Below are 17,199 nucleotides of genomic sequence, written 5' to 3'. Positions count from 1 at the left end.
ATACGCACCGGCCCTTCTTTGCGACCCTTCAAGGGCTGCGACTTAGCTTGCCGAGTTGGCAGCGATCGTCGTCTTGATCTGTTCATTGGTGAAAAGCGCCATCAGATTGGCTTCGCGTGCAACGAAGTGCTCGCGCAGAAGGCTGACCGGGCCATCGGCATGGGCGACGACTACAGTGTCACCGTCAACGCTTTCGACCACGCCCAGCGGCTGCTGGTTCGCGCTCAGAACGGCTGCGCCTTCGACGAGCAGAGCATCGCGTGCTGCTGCTGCCTTGACGATTTCTGCGTCCATCGCGTCATCAAGATAGGTTTTGGTGACAGTGATCGTCGGGCCGGTATCGCCTTCACCGAAGGATTCAGTCGGCAACGTCACGTTGTGCTTGCCGGTGTTGAAGGTGACCATGCCGTCAGCCACAGCTTCAACCGTGCCAACGGTGCCGCCTTCTGGGCCGGTGATTGTATCGCCAACCGCAGGTGCGGCGAAGGCAGAGGTGGAAAGGCTGGCTGCCGCGATTGCGGAGAGGGTGGCCAGTTTCATGAATTTCATCAATACGCTCCAAGTTCGTCGTTCAGGCGACCAGTCGCCACAGCACAGCCGGAAACCGGCGCAACAAGCGATCGCTCAGGAAATGCCCGTGCGCTGAAACCTGCTCCGCACAATATAGCGGAGCGGCCAGCATGGGCTTATGTTCGTCCCCGCAGATTTCAGCCCGCAGATTTCTGGACGTCGCGCTCTTTTCCAAATCATGGAGAAGAACGCAACACCCGGTTTATATCGAAACAATCCTGAAGCTGGCCTGAAGCTGGCCTGAAGCTGGCCTCAAGCACTGATCTCAGCGCGTTTGGATCATGATTGGTGGCGGCGTACCGGACGGTTCCCGCTGGCTGCGCCCTGCGGCCTGCCACCCTTGCGGTGCGGTTTTTTCGCCGCCGGTTTGCTGTCATTTGTACGTTTTGCCTCGATCACGGGTTTGGTGACCGGGCCTTTCTTGTGACTGACATTTTTGGGGCGGGCGAAGTTTTCGCCCGATCCGTTGCCGGTCGAATCGTGTCCGCCGCCGCGGTTGCGGCGATCCCGGTCTTCGCGGCTCCGGTACTCGCCCTGATCGGGGGAGCGGCCCTCTGCATCGCGCCATTTGCGGTCGCGGCCACCGGCACCATTGGCCTTGGCCGGGCGATCACGGCGATTTCCGCCAGCGCCGCCTCTTCCGGCGTTACCGCCCTTGCGGAAACGTGCGCTGCGGTCGTCATCGCTACGCTCTGCACCGGTGCCCTTGCGGGCTGGGGCAGGCAGGCCTTTTGCCTGATCGACGAAATCGTCGGGCAGATTGGCCGGTGTAAGACGCTGACCGGTCAGTTTCTCGATATCGCGAATGTACGGTTTTTCATCCGGTGCGACATAGGCGATCGCGATGCCGCTGCGTCCGGCACGCGCGGTGCGGCCGATGCGATGAACATATTGTTCTGACACGTTCGGAATCTCGAAATTGAACACCGCGCTGACGCCCGGAACATCGATGCCGCGTGCGGCAATGTCGGTCGCAACCAGCACGGGAATGCTGCCACGGCGGAAACCGTCCAGCGCGCGGGTGCGCTGCGCTTGCGACTTGTTACCGTGAATGGCAGCAGCGTTGATGCCAGCTGCCACGAGATGGCGGACGACGCGGTCGGCGCCGTGTTTCGTACGCGTGAAGACAAGCGCGCTTTCGATCTCGCCATTGGCCAGGCCCTTGCGCAGGGTCAGCGTGAGCAAGGCCTGCTTTTCGCGCTGGTCGATAAACGTCACGAACTGGTCGACACGTTCAGCGGTGGTCGATTGCGGGGCAACCTCCACGCGCACTGGGTTGCGGATGAAGCGCTTGCCCAGATCGGCGATCGTTTGCGGCATGGTGGCGGAGAAGAACAGGCTCTGGCGTTCCTGCGGCAGCATGTTGGCGATGCGGGTCAACGGCTTGATAAAGCCCAGATCCATCATCTGGTCGGCTTCGTCGAGGACGAAGATTTCGACATGCTGCAGGCTTAGCGCGCGCTGTTCGATCAGGTCGAGCAGGCGGCCCGGAGTGGCGACCAGTACGTCGCAGCCGGGGACCAACTTGCGGGCTTGTTGACGGGCAGGGACGCCGCCGAAAATGCACTGAACCGACAGGTCGAGAAAGCGCGCATACTCGCGCATGTTCTCGGCAATCTGCGCGGCCAGTTCGCGGGTAGGCGACAGGATCAGCATCCGGCAGCCAGCTGGAATGCGGCCTTTCGGATTTGCGGCCAAGCGGTGAAGCGAAGGCAGCGAGAATGCGGCGGTCTTGCCGGTGCCGGTCTGGGCGATGCCCAGCAGATCGCGGCCGTCGAGCAGCGCCGGAATGGATTCGCGCTGAATTGGTGTCGGCTCTGTATAGCCTTTGGTATTGAGGGCGCGAAGAATGGGTTCGGCGAGGCCGAGTTTTTCAAAATAAGACATAAAATACTTTCATTGGGCGCCGGTCGGAAGCCCAACAAAAGAGGGATTCCGGGCGCCAAGGGGTCCTTACGGCGACCCAAGCGTGAAAAGGGAAGCAATGCGATCAACGCAAATTCCGTGCACCGGATGCGGGACTAAACCCTTGTTTGTAAGGGGAAGTTCACGCTCGCAGCCGATTTCGCAGGACAAATCCCGCGCCGGACGTTGAGCGCCATGTAGGGTGGGGCGCTGCAATAAGCAATCAAATTACGTCAACTGGCCTGTTCGCGCCGCTCAAGCTCTTCGTCCAGAAGGGAGAGTACGCGCACCCGGTCGGGGAAGCCTTCTGCCACCCATATGTTCTGAATGCCCTGCAAAATGCGCGCGACCTCAGGCCCGGCACTGACCCCTCGCTGAACGATCTCCCCGCCTTTGAGGGGGAAGGTTGGGACCTCCCAGCCGCGCAATTTTTCGATCGATCCGCCGACAAGCAAGACGCGGTCGACCGCAATCTCCATACCTTTGCGATAAGCGAGGGCGCGGGCGTTTTCGGCATCGTCTGCCATGCGTTTTGAAACAGAAACCAGCCGTTCCCGCTGTGCGCGGGACAATCTCAGCCGCGAGGCGATGGTTTCCGCGACTGGCGGAACCGTAGGCACCATTGCGGCCAGCCGGCGCAGTCCGTCAGGCTTCACTCGCTCTGCCTTCTCACGTGCGATCAGCCGCTCAAGAACGTCGAGTTCGTGTGCCCCGCTCTCAGGCATGACCACCTGCATCACACCGAGTTTGCGCATTCTGGCAACGGTCGAGTGCGGATCAGGCAGACCCAGCAGTAGCAGCAATTCCTTCGCCACCCGTTCCCGGCTCAGCCCTTTGAGGGTTTCGGCAAGTTCGCTGCACGCCTGCTCGGCAATTTCATCTAGCTGAGAGCCAAACCGCGCCTGAAACCGGAAATAGCGGAGAATACGCAGGTGATCCTCGCGAATTCTTTCATGAGCGTTGCCGATAAAGCGAACGCGGCGCGCTGCCAGGTCTTCCAGCCCGCCGAAATAATCCGTGACTAGCCCGGTCACGGGATGCGCGTACAGCGCATTGATTGTGAAGTCTCGTCTGGCGGCATCGTCGCGCCAATTGCTAGCGAAGGCGACGGTCGCACGGCGGCCGTCAGTCGAGACATCCTTTCGCAAGGTGGTAATCTCTACCGGCCCACCGGGCATCAGCGCGGTAATGGTGCCATGATCAAGGCCTGTGGGCACGCTCCGTATGCCAGCCTCTTTCAGGCGCCGAATGACTTCCTGCGGTTCATGCATGGTAGCGGCATCGATATCGGCCACTTCGATACCCAGCAGCGTGTCGCGTACCGATCCGCCGACCCAGCGCATATCCTCTGCCCCAAGGGCATCGACCAGCATCGCCAGGTCTTCACGGTGCAGCCAGTCTGCTTCGAGTTTGGTTTCGGCCATCGCGCCCCTATTCACCGAGAAGTGCCTCTATTTCAATCCGCCGCGACAAATTGGCGATGATAGCGGCTGTCACGCCCCAGATGCGGAAGCCTTGCCAGTCCATTTCCAGATAGCGCCGTGTCCGGCCGCGCCAGAACACCTCGTTCTCCGTCCAGTTGCTGCGTTCGAATACCACGCGCAGCGGGACTTCGAACCATGCCTCCACCTCGCGCGGGTGCGCGGTCAGCGGAAGGTCGGGCGGGACCACGCCAAGCACCGGGGTAATGTCGAACCCGGTTCCCGTCTGGTACCGGTCGCTGGTGCCGATCAGCTGCACGTGCTGGGGGTGCAGGGCCAATTCCTCATGCGCCTCTCTCAAGGCGGCTTCAACCGGACCTTCGCCGCTGTCCAGCTTCCCGCCGGGGAAAGCGACCTGCCCGGGATGGTCACGCATGGTGGTTGGCCGCTGGGTCAGGATTACTCCCGGTTCTGCCCGGTCGGTCACCGCGATCAGCACCGCCGCTTTCGCGGTTCGTTCTGCCACGGCGAAGCGTTCATCGCTCAGCAGATCGGGGATCGGCTCGCGGTGGCCCAGTTCGAACAGGGCTGAAAGCCGGTCGAACAGCGCGCTCATGCAGGCAGAAGCGTGAAAGTTTCACCAAGGCTGGATACGGTCCAGTCATCGCCTGCCGCCAGCGCGATTTCGGCCAGTTGCTGATACGTGCTGCGGTTCAGCTTTGCCTCCAGCCCGCGGCGCACCTGCAAATATATCGACGGGGTTTCTTCGTCGCCGCGTGCCACCAGGCGGTTTTCCGGTCCGGCAACCACCAGATCATCGGTGTTCAGGCGGAATGCCAGCCCGTCGCCGCGCTGACTGACGTCGACTGCGATCAGCGCCGCGTCCTCGACCTCGATCCGCGCTTTCTCGAACGGCGTAACCAGCCAGTGCTGGCCGTCTTCATCGCGCACCAGTAAACCGGAAAAGGCCCGCACCATCGCGTGGCGCCGGATCAATCCGCCATCGTGATACCATTGACCATCGGCCGCGATCCGCATCAGGCTGTCGGTTTCCTGCGCAGGATTCCAGCTTTCGACCGGCGGCAGTTTGCGCGCGGCAACCTGTTGGGCAATTTCGGACAGGGTCAGTCCGGCGAGTTCGGGGGGTGGTTCGTAAGGCATTGGTCTGATTGCGATGCCAGACTTGCAGCATAACGCCAAGGGGCCAGATCAGGCCATCGGGCAGGGTTAGTCTGTGCCGGCCTCTGGATTGAAATCGGAAGGCCAGGGCCCCAGCATACCTTCCGCCGGAAGGATCGCCGGGTTCTCGCACCGGACCAGCAGGCGCGATTGCTCGAACGGGCCGGGGCAATGCCATTTGCCGGTCGGTGCAGCAGAGAAGCCGAAGAAACGCCCGTAATATTCAGGATCGCCGATCATCACCTGCGGAAGCGGTGACTGCGGGGCCAGCGCGCCCAGAGCCGCCAGCATCAAGGCCTTGCCGTAACCTTCTTGCTGCTTTTCCGGCAGTACGGCCACCGGGCCGACCATGATCAGCGGATGGTTGCGCCCTTCGGGGTCCGTCAGCGCGACGGGCCAAAGCTGGATCGTACCGGCGAGGTAATCGTCTTCATCCAGCGCGGCAAAGCTCAGCGCCTCCAGCCAATCGGTACCTTCGCGGATACGATAGGCTGTGCGCGCCTGCCGCCCTTCGCCAAAAGCGCGGTCGAGCAGTTGCTCGATCAGGTCGGCATCGACATTGGAAAGGGGGACTATGGTTGCCACGATGCGCGCGCCGATAGGACGCACTTCGCGCCCTGTCGATCAATTTCAGCTAGCAGCGGGTAAGGTTCAGCTCTCGCCCATCAGTTTTGCGGGGTGAGACGCAGCAATCGTCCGCCTTCGCCGTCTTCAAGCACCCACAGCGCGCCGTCAGATCCGGTATCAATGGTGCGAAGGCGGTTTTCGAATTCGTATCGCGCAGCTTCCCGTGCCGTATCACCATCCACTTTGACGTGGATGATGGCGTTGGTTTTAAGACCCGCGATCAGGGCATCGCCCTGCCAATCGCTGAACAGGTTGCCTTTATAGAACACCATATCCCCCGGCGCGATAACTGGCGTCCAGGTGATTGCCGATCCGGCTAGGTCCGGGCGGGTCGAATTGTTCGGGATTTTTTCGCCGTCATAATGGTTACCGTCTGACACCACCGGCCAACCGTAATTGGAACCCGCTTTCACAAGATTGAATTCATCGCCGCCAGCCGGGCCGTGCTCGGTTTCCCAAAGGCGGCCCTGCGCATCGAAGTCCATGCCCAGGATGTTGCGGTGACCATAGGACCATATCTCGCTGGTCTTTCCGCCCTTGTCAGCCATCGGATTTCCCGCGGCCGGCGTCCCGTCGAGGTTGAGCCTGACGATAGTGCCCAGCGTGTTGGAGGTATCCTGCGCGGGCTGCATTTTCTGCCTGTCGCCCGAGGCGATATACAGATGCTGCCCGTCAGGCGAAAACGCGATCCGGTGCGAATAATGTCCGCGTCCGGTGACTTTGGGTGCCTGGCGCCAGATTATTTCGAGATCGTTGATCGAGCAGGCGCTCGCGCCGCCGCAGGCAAGCTTGCCGCGGCCAACCACGGCGCCGCGTGTATCGCCGTCGCCAGCCTCTGCCCAGCTCAGATAGATCATCCCGCTCTGATCGTAATCGGGCGCAAAGGCGATGTCGCCCAATCCGCCCTGTCCTCCGTAATCGACCGCCGGTACGCCCGACACCGTGCCGACCTTGCCGTTTTCAGGTTGGAAGAACTTAATCTGGCCCGACTTTTCAGTGATGAACAGATTGCCGGTTGTCGGTTCGAACGCAGCGGCCCAAGGCTCATTGAAAGTACCGTGTTCCGTCACGCTGAACGGTCCGAAGGTGCCTGCTTCCTTGGCCCCGGCGACAGCCTGTGTCTCAGTGGCGGTTTCCACCGATCCATTGGCCTCGCAGCTTGATAGCGCGATGGCAGCGGGTGATAGGGCGAGGGCGAGAAGGGCGTTTTTCGAGATAGTCATGTTAGCTGCAACTCCTGACCGGCAATTTGGTGCCGAAGGCTTCACCATCGGGGTGGACGAGGCCGGACGCGGCCCCTTGGCGGGGCCGGTTGTGGCCGGTGCCGTGGTTCTGCGCAACCCTTGCCCTGCCGGGCTCGACGATTCCAAGAAGCTGACTGCGAAACGGCGCGCGGTGCTGGATGAAACGATCCGGGGCACATGCGCATGGGCGGTCGGCATCGTGGATGTGAAGCAGATCGACGAGCTTAATATCCTCGGCGCGACAATGCTCGCCATGACGCTGGCGGTGAACCGGCTATGCTCGGTTCTCGACGGCGCCCCTGCGGCTGTGCTGATCGACGGAAATATGTCGCCGTGCGGGCGCTGCGGCGAATGGGACGAGGCCGCATGGGGCAAAGGGCGGCCGATTGTCGGCGGTGACGCGCTAGAACCTGCGATATCCGCAGCCTCGATCGTCGCCAAGGAATGGCGTGACCGGATGATGCTGCATGCGGCGGCTGAGTATCCGCAATATGGCTGGGAACGGAACAAGGGCTACGGAACGAAAGACCACATGGCCGCGCTGCGCGAACACGGCCCGACGCCGCATCATCGCAGAAGCTTCGCGCCGGTTGCGCAGCTCAGCCTGATATAGGCTGCCTGCAGCGGCTCAGGCGAGAATCTCGCGAGCTTCTGAGGCGGCGATTTCAGCGATCACGGCGAAGCTGCTGGCGAACGCTGCGCCTTCGCGCCAGACGGCCGCGATCGAGCGTTTGGGCGCCCAGTCATCGATTTCGAAGCGGCGGACCATGTCTTCACCGCCGGTTTCTGCGCGCAGATACAGTTCCGGCAGCAGCGCCAGGCCCAAACCTGACCCGGCCATCTGGCGCAGACTGTCCAGGCTGGTCCCTTCGTAATCGCGCAGAAGGTCGGCGCCCATTTCCTCGCAAATCTGTTCGGTTTGACCATGCGAAGGGTGCCGCCGGTCGAGGCTGAGGACAGGCTCGCCGGCAAAATCGCCGGGCTGCAAATTGCGTTTGGCGAACAAGCGATGATCGGGCGCGCCGACCATTTGCAGGGGTTCGTCAAACAATGGCTGCACGTGCATATCTCTGCCGATTACCGGCAAGGGGGCGAGCATCATGTCGAGGCGGCCATTGCGCAGATCGGCAAAATGGTCTGCCGGGATCCCTTCGCGGATATAGAGCCTGAGGCTGGGGAAATCGCGGTGCAGCCGGACCACTGCGCGCGGCATCAGATAGGGGCCGATTGTCGGTGAAACGCCCAGCCGGATAGTACCGGCCATGCCGTCTTTCCCGCGCTGCGCAATCGCGCGGATTTCACCGATATCGCGCAGCACACGGCGGGCGCGGCTGGCAATTTCGCGCCCGATCGGGGTCAGGCGAACCGGGCGGCCTCGATCGATCAGTTTCGATCCGAGGCGCAGTTCCATTTCCTTCACCTGCTGGCTGAGCGTCGGCTGGGTGACATTCATCTCTGCCGCAGCCCGCCCGAAATGGGCCGCGTCTTCGATAGCGATCAGATATTCCAGTTGGCGGAGTGAAGGCATGATAGATATTTTCTATCAAAAAGAGCGATAACTAACAATTGGAATTATCAAACCGGCGATGCGATATAGTGGCCAACAGGGCAAATTCAGGAGAGTGAGATGAATGGCTACCTCAAGAAATTGCGTTTGCGGCACCGCCGGATCGATCGTTTGATCGACACCAGCAAGGCGGCAGGCAAGCAAGAGGAAGTGAAGATACTCAAGCGTATTCGTCTGCAATTGAAAGACCGTATTGCACAGGTCCAGGCACGTGGAGAACCCGCGGTCCAGTGACCTCGCATCGGCGGCGCCGGGGAACCAACCCCCCTCCTGTGACCCCGGCGCCGTCACCTAAACAGAATGAACCACAGCGGCGTCCGCGGCATTTCCCCGCGGCGCCGCTTTTTTAAGGGCAAACATCGTGGCCATAACCACCGCCGTCGAGGCATCCGCAAAATATCTGCGCGACTTCATGAAGGAAGAAAGCGCGGGCGGGATCGTGCTGATGATTGCGGCTGCTGCTGCACTGATCGTGGCCAATAGCGGCCTTGCCGGATGGTATGCGGGCCTTCTCCAGACGCCGGTTGCAGTCACGATAGGCGGTGGGGGAGTCGAGAAATCTGCCCTCTTATGGATCAACGATGGTCTTATGGCGCTGTTTTTCCTGCTCGTCGGGCTCGAGGTGAAGCGCGAGGTTCTGACCGGACAGTTATCAAGCTGGAAACAGTCTTCCCTGCCGCTGTTCGCTGCGCTGGGCGGAATGGTCCTGCCAGCGCTGGTGTTCACATCGATCAACTGGGGTCAGAGCGAGAACATGGCGGGCTGGGCGATCCCTGCTGCCACTGACATCGCCTTTGCCTTGGGCATCCTTGCGCTGCTGGGCAAGCGTGTGCCGGTCGCGCTCAAAGCGCTGTTGCTGGCGATTGCTGTCATCGATGACATCGGGGCGATCGTGATTATCGCGCTGTTTTATACCCCCGGCGTTGAAACCGGGATGCTGATTGCCGCCGCGATTGTATTCGCGCTGCTGCTGCTGATCGGGCGCGCACGTGTCGGATCACGCCTGCCTTACATTCTGCTGGGCGTCGCCCTATGGTATTTCGTGCTGAAATCCGGCGTCCATGCAACGCTGGCGGGTGTGGCGCTGGCGATGACGATCCCGGTAACCAGCCGGGGCGGTGAAAAGATGCTTGAGCATATGGAGCATGGTCTGCACCCGTGGGTTGCATTCCTGGTCGTGCCGATCTTCGCTTTCGCCAACGCCGGTGTCGGCTTGCTCGATGTGGAAATGGCCGCCCTGATCGCGCCGCTGCCGCTGGGCATCGCGCTGGGCCTGATCGTCGGTAAGCAACTGGGCATCGTCGGCTTTGCGTGGATCGCCACCAGGCTGGGCATCGCCAACCTGCCGCAGGGCATTAGCTGGGCGCAGATCTGGGGGCTGTCGCTGATAGCAGGTATCGGCTTCACCATGAGCCTGTTTATCGGGAACCTTGCCTTTGCATCGCCGGAACAAATCGCCGCGGTCAAACTTGGTGTGTTGTCGGGATCGCTTGTTTCTGCAGTGGCCGGCATCGCAATCCTGCGCTCCGCATCCAAGGCGACTACATGACAACTGCAATATTGCTGATCCTTGCTGGCCTGGTCGGACTGGGGCTGGGCGGCGAGCTGCTGGTTCGCGGGGCCGTTGGCCTTGCCCGGCGGATGGGGATTTCAAACCTTGTCACGGGACTGGTAATTGTCGGTGCGGCGACTTCCATGCCGGAAATGGTCGCCAGTGTTCAGGCGGCCCTGATCGGCTCGCCCGAAATCGCCTGGGGCAATATTGCCGGGTCGAACCTGGCCAATACCCTGCTGATTTTGGGCGCGGCCGCGCTGGTCGCGCCGATCATCCTGACCGGTACCGGCAGACGCGACGCCGTCGTCGCGTTCAGCGCATCGGTTATGTTGTGGCTGCTCGCATTGGGCGGTTTCGCATCACCATGGCTGGGCGCCGCGCTGCTCGCGCTGCTGACGATCTATATCGTGTGGAGATACCGCCACCCGCGTCCGGCCGACGAAGACGAGCATGAAGACGAGGATGAAATTCCCGCCTTGTGGAAATCAGTCGTGCTGTTCGCGATCGGCGTTGCCGCGCTGATAGCCGGGGGTAAATATCTGGTCGACGGCGCTGTGGACGTGGCGCGCTTTGCCGGCCTCAGCGAAACGGTTATCGGTCTGACCGTGGTCGCGATCGGCACTTCGCTGCCGGAACTGGCCGCCTCTGTCGCTGCCGCGCTGCGCGGGAAATCGGGCCTGGCACTGGGCAATGTGGTCGGATCGAACATCTACAATATCCTGCTGATTGGCGGGGCGACGATGGCCATCTCCCCAGTCGCCATTCCGGCCGAGCTGGTGGATATCGAACTGCCGATGGTGGCTGCGACTGCGCTGATGGTTTTGCTGTTGTGCTGGTTTGCCGACCGGATCGGCCGCGTGCTCGGCGCGGTCTTGCTTGCCGCATTCATCGCCAACATTGTCCTGATCCTTGCATAAATTCGGCCAGCCGAGTCTTTCGCGCAACACCCCATCATGTCGAGTCTGCCAAATGCCATGAGTCTCAACATCTTGTGGGGGACTCTTTTCGTTCTTTCTTGGTTAGCGGGCTGTTAACCATAGGCCCCCAAAACTCTTTCCTTGACGTGGAGTCTGCTTGGACTCACCCTGTGGATAACTCAGGAAGGGAAAAGACAAGATGGGGGTCATCGAGACCACACGGATGCGCGCGGCCAAAACGAAACGCGCCAAAGCAGAAGTATCGAAACCGGATTTGCCGCTGGGGCAAATCCTGTCGGGCGACTGTGTGGAGGCCATGCGCTCCATCCCCGATGCCAGCATCGATCTCGTCTTTGCTGATCCGCCATATAACCTTCAGCTGGGCGGCGATCTGAACCGCCCCGATGGCAGCCAGGTCGACGCGGTCACCGATCATTGGGACCAGTTCGATAGCTTCAAGATTTATGATGATTTTACTCGTGAATGGCTGACCGAGGCAAAGCGTATCCTGAAACCCGATGGCGCGCTGTGGGTTATCGGCAGTTACCATAACATCTACCGCGTCGGCGCGATCCTGCAGGATTTGGGCTTCTGGATTCTCAACGACATCGTCTGGCGCAAAAGCAACCCGATGCCCAATTTCAAAGGCACGCGTTTCACCAATGCGCATGAAACGCTGCTGTGGTGTTCGCAGGGTGAGAAAGCGAAATACCACTTCAATTACCGCGCCATGAAAACACTGAATGACGAACTGCAGATGCGCAGCGACTGGGTGCTGCCCATTTGCGGCGGCCAGGAACGGCTGAAGGAAGGCGGCACGAAAGTGCACCCGACACAAAAGCCTGAGGCGCTGCTTTACCGCGTGATGCTTGCAACAACGGAAAAGGGCGACGTGGTTCTCGACCCGTTTTTCGGTACCGGTACGACCGGTGCAGTCGCGAAAAGGCTAGGCCGCGAATGGATCGGCTGCGAGCGGGAAAGCAATTATACGCAGGCCGCGCTGAAACGGATCGAGAAGGAATTGCCGCTGGACGAAAGCGCGCTGCAAACCATGCAGAGCAAGCGCAATGCGCCCAAGGTGGCGTTCGGCGCCCTGGTCGAGAACGGCTATATCAAACCGGGCACCGAGGTGTTCGACAAGAAACGCCGCTGGGTCGCGAAAGTCCGCGCTGACGGATCGCTGGTTTACGAAAAGCAGACCGGATCGATTCATGGGCTCGGCAAGGAATTGCAGGGCGCTCCAAGCTGTAACGGCTGGACATTCTGGCACATGGAAATCGGTGACAAGGTCGAACCGATCGACGCCGTCCGGCAGACCTATCTGCTCGCGGTTGAGGATTGATATCGGCTGAGTTGTCGGCGGTTTGACGCGGCAGTGGAGAGCATTGATCCTGTCCTACAGGTCCGGTGCCACGCTAGCCTCGCTTCATGACTTTGTGCCGTGCAAATTGCTCCGATGATTCCAGTTTCAGGACTGTGTTCCATGTGTTCCATCCTGTAGGATTTCAGCTTAGGGTCGCGGCATGACAGACAAGGTATACATTCGCCCGATTGGCCTCACGCTCAGCCCGCAGGCGGAGCATGGCGATGCGATCCGTCTGGCAGGCGGGATGGTCTACGCGCACCGCTTTGCCGTGATCGTGACGCGCAGCGGTCAGGTGATCGAGCGCTCGCTCGGATCGCCCGAAACGGTGGAGGAAATTCTTGGCGACCTGCCAGATGGCGTTGCTGCGGATGCGGGCGAGCAATGGGCCGGGCTGACAACAGCACACGCCCCGCTGAAACTGGGCGAGCGAACCGTGCCGCTGGACCAGCCGCAGATCATGGGCATCCTCAACGTCACGCCTGACAGTTTCAGCGATGGCGGCGAATTCCTCGATGATCCCGCAGCAGGCAGGGCGCACGCCTCTGCCATGCTGGAAGCTGGTGCGGCGCTGGTCGATATCGGCGGGGAAAGCACGCGTCCTGGCGCACCCGCCACATGGGAAGGCGACGAACTGAAACGGGTGCTTCCCGCAGTCGAATATTGTGCCGGAATGGGCGCCGCAATCAGTGTCGATACGCGGCGACCGGCAGTGATGGAGGCGGCGCTGGATGCGGGTGCGCACATCATCAACGACGTATCGGCATTGCGGCACGATCCGCGCAGCCTTGAACTGTGTGCGGCACGGCAATGTCCGGTGGTGCTGATGCATGCACCCGGTGAAGGCGAAGACCTGCACGCCAATGGCGATTATTCAAACGTGGTGTTCGATGTGTTCGATTGGCTGAAGGCTGCACGTGACCGCGCGTTGGAAGCCGGGCTGGAACGGGGCAACATAATCCTCGATCCGGGCATCGGTTTCGGCAAGACGCTGTCGGAGAACCTTTCTCTGATCAACGCGCTGCCGCTGTTTCATGCACTGGGTCAGCCATTGCTGCTAGGTGCAAGCCGCAAACGGATGATTGGCGCGTTGTCGAACGAGGCACCTGCCGAGGACCGGCTGGGCGGCAGCATCGCGCTATCGATTGCAGGGATGAATGCAGGCGTGCAGTTGCACCGTGTCCATGACGCCGCGCCGGTCGTTCAGGCGCGCAATGTGTGGCGCGGTTTGCGCGATGCGGCGCTTACTGACTTTGCTGAGCTTCCTGCGGGCTAGAATGCGCGCCGCCGGCCTGGCGGATGCGGCTGAACGCGGCCTGCATCGCCTTTGCGATCCATTCCTCGTCGACGTTTTCATAGTCGATGGCGATCGGATCGCCGGGAGCAGCGGCATAGGCACTGCGGTTTACGGATTCAGTCCGGATAACCGCCTTGCCTGCTTCATAGGTCAAAGCGACCGCGATGGTGCGCTTGCCGTGCACCTTGATGACGTAACGTTTCAGCTCGCTGGTCGCACCTTCTTCGGTCAATTCGAAGTCCTCGCGGCCTGAAAATGCTTCGCGGGTCAACTCGGCAAGTCGCTTCAGTTTGGGTGCTTCATCACGGCCCCAGCGATACCTTTCGAACTGGTCCCCATCGACAACCTTGGAAAGGCTGTCGCATACCTGTTGAAACTTGCTGTCTGTCATGTCGCATCCCGGGCAAAAATTGGCTTCGTCACAGTTTCCATACAGCGAAACATCCTAACAATTCGCACTATGTGGGGTCGGCAAAAATCACCGCCATCGAGGTTGTGGGGCTTTGCAAAAACGGCTTCTGCATTTACGCCAGCAGCAAGGGGGAACCATGCAGAGACGAAACTTTTTGAAATCCGGTTCGGTACTCGGCCTGTTGGGCGGTGCTAGCTTCTCGGCGCCGCTTCGCGCAGGAGAAGTGCGGATCCAGCACACCGGCAAATCGGTGGGCGGGCAGGCCCAGTCTCTGGCGTATCACTGGGTCGATATCCTCCAGAACATCGCGGCAGAGGACGTCAGGCGCAACGAAGCGCGGCCAACCGTACTTGCGCGGGCAATGGCCATCGTCACGGGTGCAATGTACGAAGCGTGGGCGGCGTATGACGGCAAGGCACGCGGTGTCCTGTTTGGGGCCTCATTGCGTCAGCCACAGGCAAACCGGACCGATGCGAACAAACGCGAAGCGATCAGCTATGCCGCAGCCGGCGCTTTGATCGATCTTTACCCGGAAAATGTCGCCACTGTTCACGCGGCGCTTCGCGGCTTCGGCTACCGGCCTGAACTGGCGGTTCCCGGACGCAGCAACGCGGCCGGAATTGGCACGTTGGTAGCTGAAACAATGGCCAGCGAATGCCACCGTGACGGCGCGAACCAGCTGGGCGACGAAGCGGGATCGGCTGGCACCCCCTATTCGGACTACACCCAATATTCGCCGGCCAATCCGCCTGACCGGGTATACCACCCGGATCGCTGGCAACCGATCACGTTTCGTCGTGACGACGGGAGCACCTTTGCGCCGGGCTTTCTCACCCCGCACTGGTACCGGGTTAAAGCGTTTGCCCTGAGTTCGTGCGATCAGTTCCGCGCGCCGGAGCCGCCAAGAGTTGGGTCTGAAAAACTCCGCGCCGAGGTGGACGAAATTATCGCATTCAATGCGGGCCTCTCCGACGAGCAGAAGGGGTTGGTCGAGTTCATGCGCGACGGGCCGTCTTCCACCGGCCAATCTGGGCATTGGCTGCGTTTTGCTCAGGATATTTCGCGCCGTGACGGAAATGACCTCGATGCCGACGTGAAGATGTTCTTCCAGATCGGTCAGACAGCGCACGATGCGTTTATCGCTTCATGGGATTCGAAGCGATATTGGGACACCTCGCGTCCATGGACTCTCGTGCGGCATTACTACGGCGAGCGGATGATCAAGGGGTGGGGCGGACCTGGCAAGGGCACCATCGAGCTGAAGGGTTCCGAATGGTATCCCTACTCGCCATACGTGTTCGTCAGCCCGCCATTTCCCAGTTACGTTTCGGGGCACAGCACTGTCAGCGCCGCGTGCGCGGAAGGACTGCGCTTGTTCACGGGGGATGATGCATTCGGGGCGGAACTGATCCGCCACCCTGGCGAAATCACGGAACCCGATGCGCTGGGCGAAGATGTGCGCCTCTATCTACCGACATTTACCGAGACGGCGGAAATGGCGGGAATTTCGCGCATCTATGGCGGCTATCACATCCAGTCGGATAATATTGAAGGTCTGAAAATGGGCCGCAGCGTCGGCAAGCTGGTGCACGAGCGGGCGCAGGATTTGTTCGGATAGGGGGCGACGTCCGCCGTTCAGGCAGCGTCACCCATGCCGAGATCTCCGAGCTTGCGGTAGAGCGTCGACCGGCCGATTCCGAGGCGCCGGGCGACCTCTGTCATCCTGCCGCGGTAATGACCTATGGCCAGCCGGATTACATCGGCCTCGATTTCTTCCAGCGGCCTCAGATTGCCGTCCGCCGTGTAGAGCATGATGCCAACGCCTTCCTGCAGGGGGCTTGCGGCCTCATCGGCAAAGTCGCCAACCACTTCGACCAGCTGCGGGAAGCTTTCCACCGTCAGCGTCTCGCGGTCGCAGAACACCGCCGCCCGAAACAGGACAGCCTGCAACTGGCGAACGTTGCCTGGCCAGTCGAACGCTTGCAGCAGCGAAAGTGCGCTTTCGCTGATGGACATATGCCTGAGGCCGGGCTGTTCCCCGATCCGCGCGAGGAAATGGCGGGTCAGGGCCGGAATGTCCCCGGGCCGCTTGCGCAGCGGCGGAAGGGTAATCTTCGTCTGCGAAATCTCTTTCAGGAGATCGGGATGAAAATGGCCAGCATCATTCAGGTCCGCCAAGGGCAGATTGCTGGCGCTGAGGATCCTGACATCGACGCGGAAGCCGTGCTTTGCACCGACCGGGCGCACAATACCGGTGGACAAGGTTTCCGCGAGCTTTGCCTGCAAATCTTCGCTCAAACGGTCGATTTCGTCGAGGATAAGTGTGCCGCCATCGCAATGCTGCAGAGCACCCACTTGCCGGTCGAAAGCGCCGGGAAAGGCGTTTTGTTCATGTCCGAACAGCACCGATTCTATCGAGTTGGCCGGAACGCTGCGGGCGTTAATCAGACGGATTACGCTCTTGGAGCGCGGGCTGGCCGCGTGCATCGCGCGCAGCAGCATTTCCTTGCCCGTGCCGCGTTCCCCTTCGATCAGCACCGGACCGTGCCCTCGCGCTGTCTTGGCTGCCTTGGCAAGGGCGGCACGGAAATCGGGTGCGTTTCCGATCATGGCGTCGAAATCCAGCGAAGCGTTCAGCTTCTCTGTCAGCGGCTGCAATTCGTCTTTGGGTGCCTCGATCCGCGTGGAGCTGCGCAATGCCTGCATCAGGCGGTCGGGTGAAACGGGTTTGATAAGATAATCAGTGGCACCGGCCCGCATAGCCTCCACCGCAAGCAGCGGGCTCGCACTGGTGGTCAGCATCAGGATCGGCATTGCGGGCCGCCGTGCCTTCAATTCCTCAATCAGCGAGCAGGCATCATCGCCGGGCACCCATTGATCGAGTATGATCGCAGAACACTGCATCCCCTGGCGCGTGCCGAGCATGGCAATCGCCGTCTCGGAATCCTTGGCCACCAGCGTGCGCCATCCATCGCGCGCGGCGAGTGCGGTGATCAGCCGGCTCTGTGCCGGCTCATCGTCGATCAGCATTAAAAGGCGTGATTCGCTGTCTGACATAATTTCCCAAACCGTCCCGTAGCGGTACAGGCGACCCATTTAGGGACGATGGGTAAAGTTCCGATTAAGGCTAAGAACAGCGTCG

17 protein-coding genes are annotated in these 17,199 nt (G+C 60.9%); 7 read left to right on the top strand and 10 right to left on the bottom strand.

The annotated features are described in order from the left end of the window. Nucleotides 1-42 precede the first annotated feature (42 nt). The 7 genes from PO778_RS07315 to PO778_RS07285 form a co-directional block, all read right to left on the bottom strand. Nucleotides 43-549 carry a hypothetical protein gene (locus PO778_RS07315; RefSeq protein WP_160730269.1) on the bottom strand — a complete coding sequence of 169 codons (507 nt, stop codon included), beginning with the start codon at nucleotides 547-549 and terminating at the stop codon, nucleotides 43-45. Between the two features lie 300 nt (nucleotides 550-849). Further along, nucleotides 850-2,457, bottom strand: coding sequence for a DEAD/DEAH box helicase (locus PO778_RS07310; RefSeq protein ID WP_271439093.1), 1,608 nt, complete (start codon nucleotides 2,455-2,457; stop codon nucleotides 850-852). Nucleotides 2,458-2,708: 251 nt separating this feature from the next. Further along, a complete protein-coding gene (locus tag PO778_RS07305) occupies nucleotides 2,709-3,899 on the bottom strand; it encodes a CCA tRNA nucleotidyltransferase (RefSeq protein WP_271439092.1) in 1,191 nt (396 codons plus the stop codon). Nucleotides 3,900-3,906: 7 nt separating this feature from the next. Next, nucleotides 3,907-4,512: a CoA pyrophosphatase gene (locus PO778_RS07300; RefSeq protein ID WP_271439091.1), complete on the bottom strand. Its 606-nt coding sequence runs from the start codon at nucleotides 4,510-4,512 to the stop codon at nucleotides 3,907-3,909. Further along, nucleotides 4,509-5,057 (bottom strand): DUF1285 domain-containing protein, encoded by a 549-nt coding sequence (locus PO778_RS07295; protein ID WP_160730265.1) that lies wholly within the window; start codon nucleotides 5,055-5,057, stop codon nucleotides 4,509-4,511. The genes PO778_RS07300 and PO778_RS07295 overlap by 4 nt, the downstream gene beginning before the upstream one ends. Before the next feature lie 66 nt (nucleotides 5,058-5,123). Then, nucleotides 5,124-5,660: a GNAT family N-acetyltransferase gene (locus PO778_RS07290; RefSeq protein ID WP_271439090.1), complete on the bottom strand. Its 537-nt coding sequence runs from the start codon at nucleotides 5,658-5,660 to the stop codon at nucleotides 5,124-5,126. Between the two features lie 80 nt (nucleotides 5,661-5,740). Then, nucleotides 5,741-6,925: a PQQ-dependent sugar dehydrogenase gene (locus tag PO778_RS07285; RefSeq protein ID WP_271439089.1), complete on the bottom strand. Its 1,185-nt coding sequence runs from the start codon at nucleotides 6,923-6,925 to the stop codon at nucleotides 5,741-5,743. On the opposite strand from PO778_RS07285, the gene rnhB reads away from it, so the two are divergent. Continuing rightward, nucleotides 6,924-7,559 carry a ribonuclease HII gene (rnhB, locus tag PO778_RS07280; RefSeq protein WP_271439088.1) on the top strand — a complete coding sequence of 212 codons (636 nt, stop codon included), beginning with the start codon at nucleotides 6,924-6,926 and terminating at the stop codon, nucleotides 7,557-7,559. The two genes, PO778_RS07285 and rnhB, sit on opposite strands and share 2 nt — an antisense overlap. Nucleotides 7,560-7,574: 15 nt before the next feature. On the opposite strand, the gene PO778_RS07275 is transcribed toward rnhB, so the two are convergent. Beyond that, nucleotides 7,575-8,474, bottom strand: a complete 900-nt coding sequence (locus PO778_RS07275) for a hydrogen peroxide-inducible genes activator (protein WP_271439087.1) — start codon at nucleotides 8,472-8,474, stop codon at nucleotides 7,575-7,577. A gap of 99 nt (nucleotides 8,475-8,573) precedes the next feature. On the opposite strand from PO778_RS07275, the gene PO778_RS07270 reads away from it, so the two are divergent. The 5 genes from PO778_RS07270 (at nucleotide 8,574) to folP (ending at nucleotide 13,624) form a co-directional block, all read left to right on the top strand. Continuing rightward, a complete protein-coding gene (locus tag PO778_RS07270) occupies nucleotides 8,574-8,747 on the top strand; it encodes an HP1242/YdcH family protein (RefSeq protein ID WP_160730260.1) in 174 nt (57 codons plus the stop codon). A 133-nt stretch (nucleotides 8,748-8,880) separates the two neighbouring features. Next, complete coding sequence (gene nhaA, locus PO778_RS07265; RefSeq protein WP_438944389.1) at nucleotides 8,881-10,062, top strand: Na+/H+ antiporter NhaA; 1,182 nt, start codon at nucleotides 8,881-8,883, stop codon at nucleotides 10,060-10,062. Then, nucleotides 10,059-10,985: a calcium/sodium antiporter gene (locus PO778_RS07260; protein WP_271439085.1), complete on the top strand. Its 927-nt coding sequence runs from the start codon at nucleotides 10,059-10,061 to the stop codon at nucleotides 10,983-10,985. Before nhaA ends, PO778_RS07260 begins: the two co-directional genes overlap by 4 nt. A gap of 199 nt (nucleotides 10,986-11,184) precedes the next feature. Continuing rightward, the gene (locus PO778_RS07255) at nucleotides 11,185-12,327 is read left to right on the top strand and encodes a site-specific DNA-methyltransferase (protein WP_271439084.1); all 1,143 of its coding nucleotides are present in this window, start codon (nucleotides 11,185-11,187) and stop codon (nucleotides 12,325-12,327) included. A 181-nt stretch (nucleotides 12,328-12,508) separates the two neighbouring features. After that, nucleotides 12,509-13,624 (top strand): dihydropteroate synthase, encoded by a 1,116-nt coding sequence (folP, locus tag PO778_RS07250; protein ID WP_271439083.1) that lies wholly within the window; start codon nucleotides 12,509-12,511, stop codon nucleotides 13,622-13,624. Here the strand turns inward: folP and PO778_RS07245 are convergent. Beyond that, nucleotides 13,593-14,036 (bottom strand): hypothetical protein, encoded by a 444-nt coding sequence (locus tag PO778_RS07245; protein WP_160730256.1) that lies wholly within the window; start codon nucleotides 14,034-14,036, stop codon nucleotides 13,593-13,595. The two genes, folP and PO778_RS07245, sit on opposite strands and share 32 nt — an antisense overlap. Nucleotides 14,037-14,193: 157 nt before the next feature. On the opposite strand from PO778_RS07245, the gene PO778_RS07240 reads away from it, so the two are divergent. Then, entirely contained in the window at nucleotides 14,194-15,675 is a 1,482-nt protein-coding gene (locus PO778_RS07240; RefSeq protein WP_271439082.1) for a vanadium-dependent haloperoxidase, read from the top strand. A gap of 17 nt (nucleotides 15,676-15,692) precedes the next feature. Here the strand turns inward: PO778_RS07240 and PO778_RS07235 are convergent, their stop codons facing one another. Continuing rightward, entirely contained in the window at nucleotides 15,693-17,114 is a 1,422-nt protein-coding gene (locus PO778_RS07235; RefSeq protein ID WP_160730254.1) for a sigma-54-dependent transcriptional regulator, read from the bottom strand. Nucleotides 17,115-17,199: the final 85 nt, after the last annotated feature.

This window comes from Pontixanthobacter luteolus (assembly GCF_947494915.1).
Classification (GTDB): Bacteria; Pseudomonadota; Alphaproteobacteria; order Sphingomonadales; family Sphingomonadaceae; genus Pontixanthobacter; species Pontixanthobacter luteolus.
This window is presented reverse-complemented; position numbering and strand designations above follow the sequence as displayed.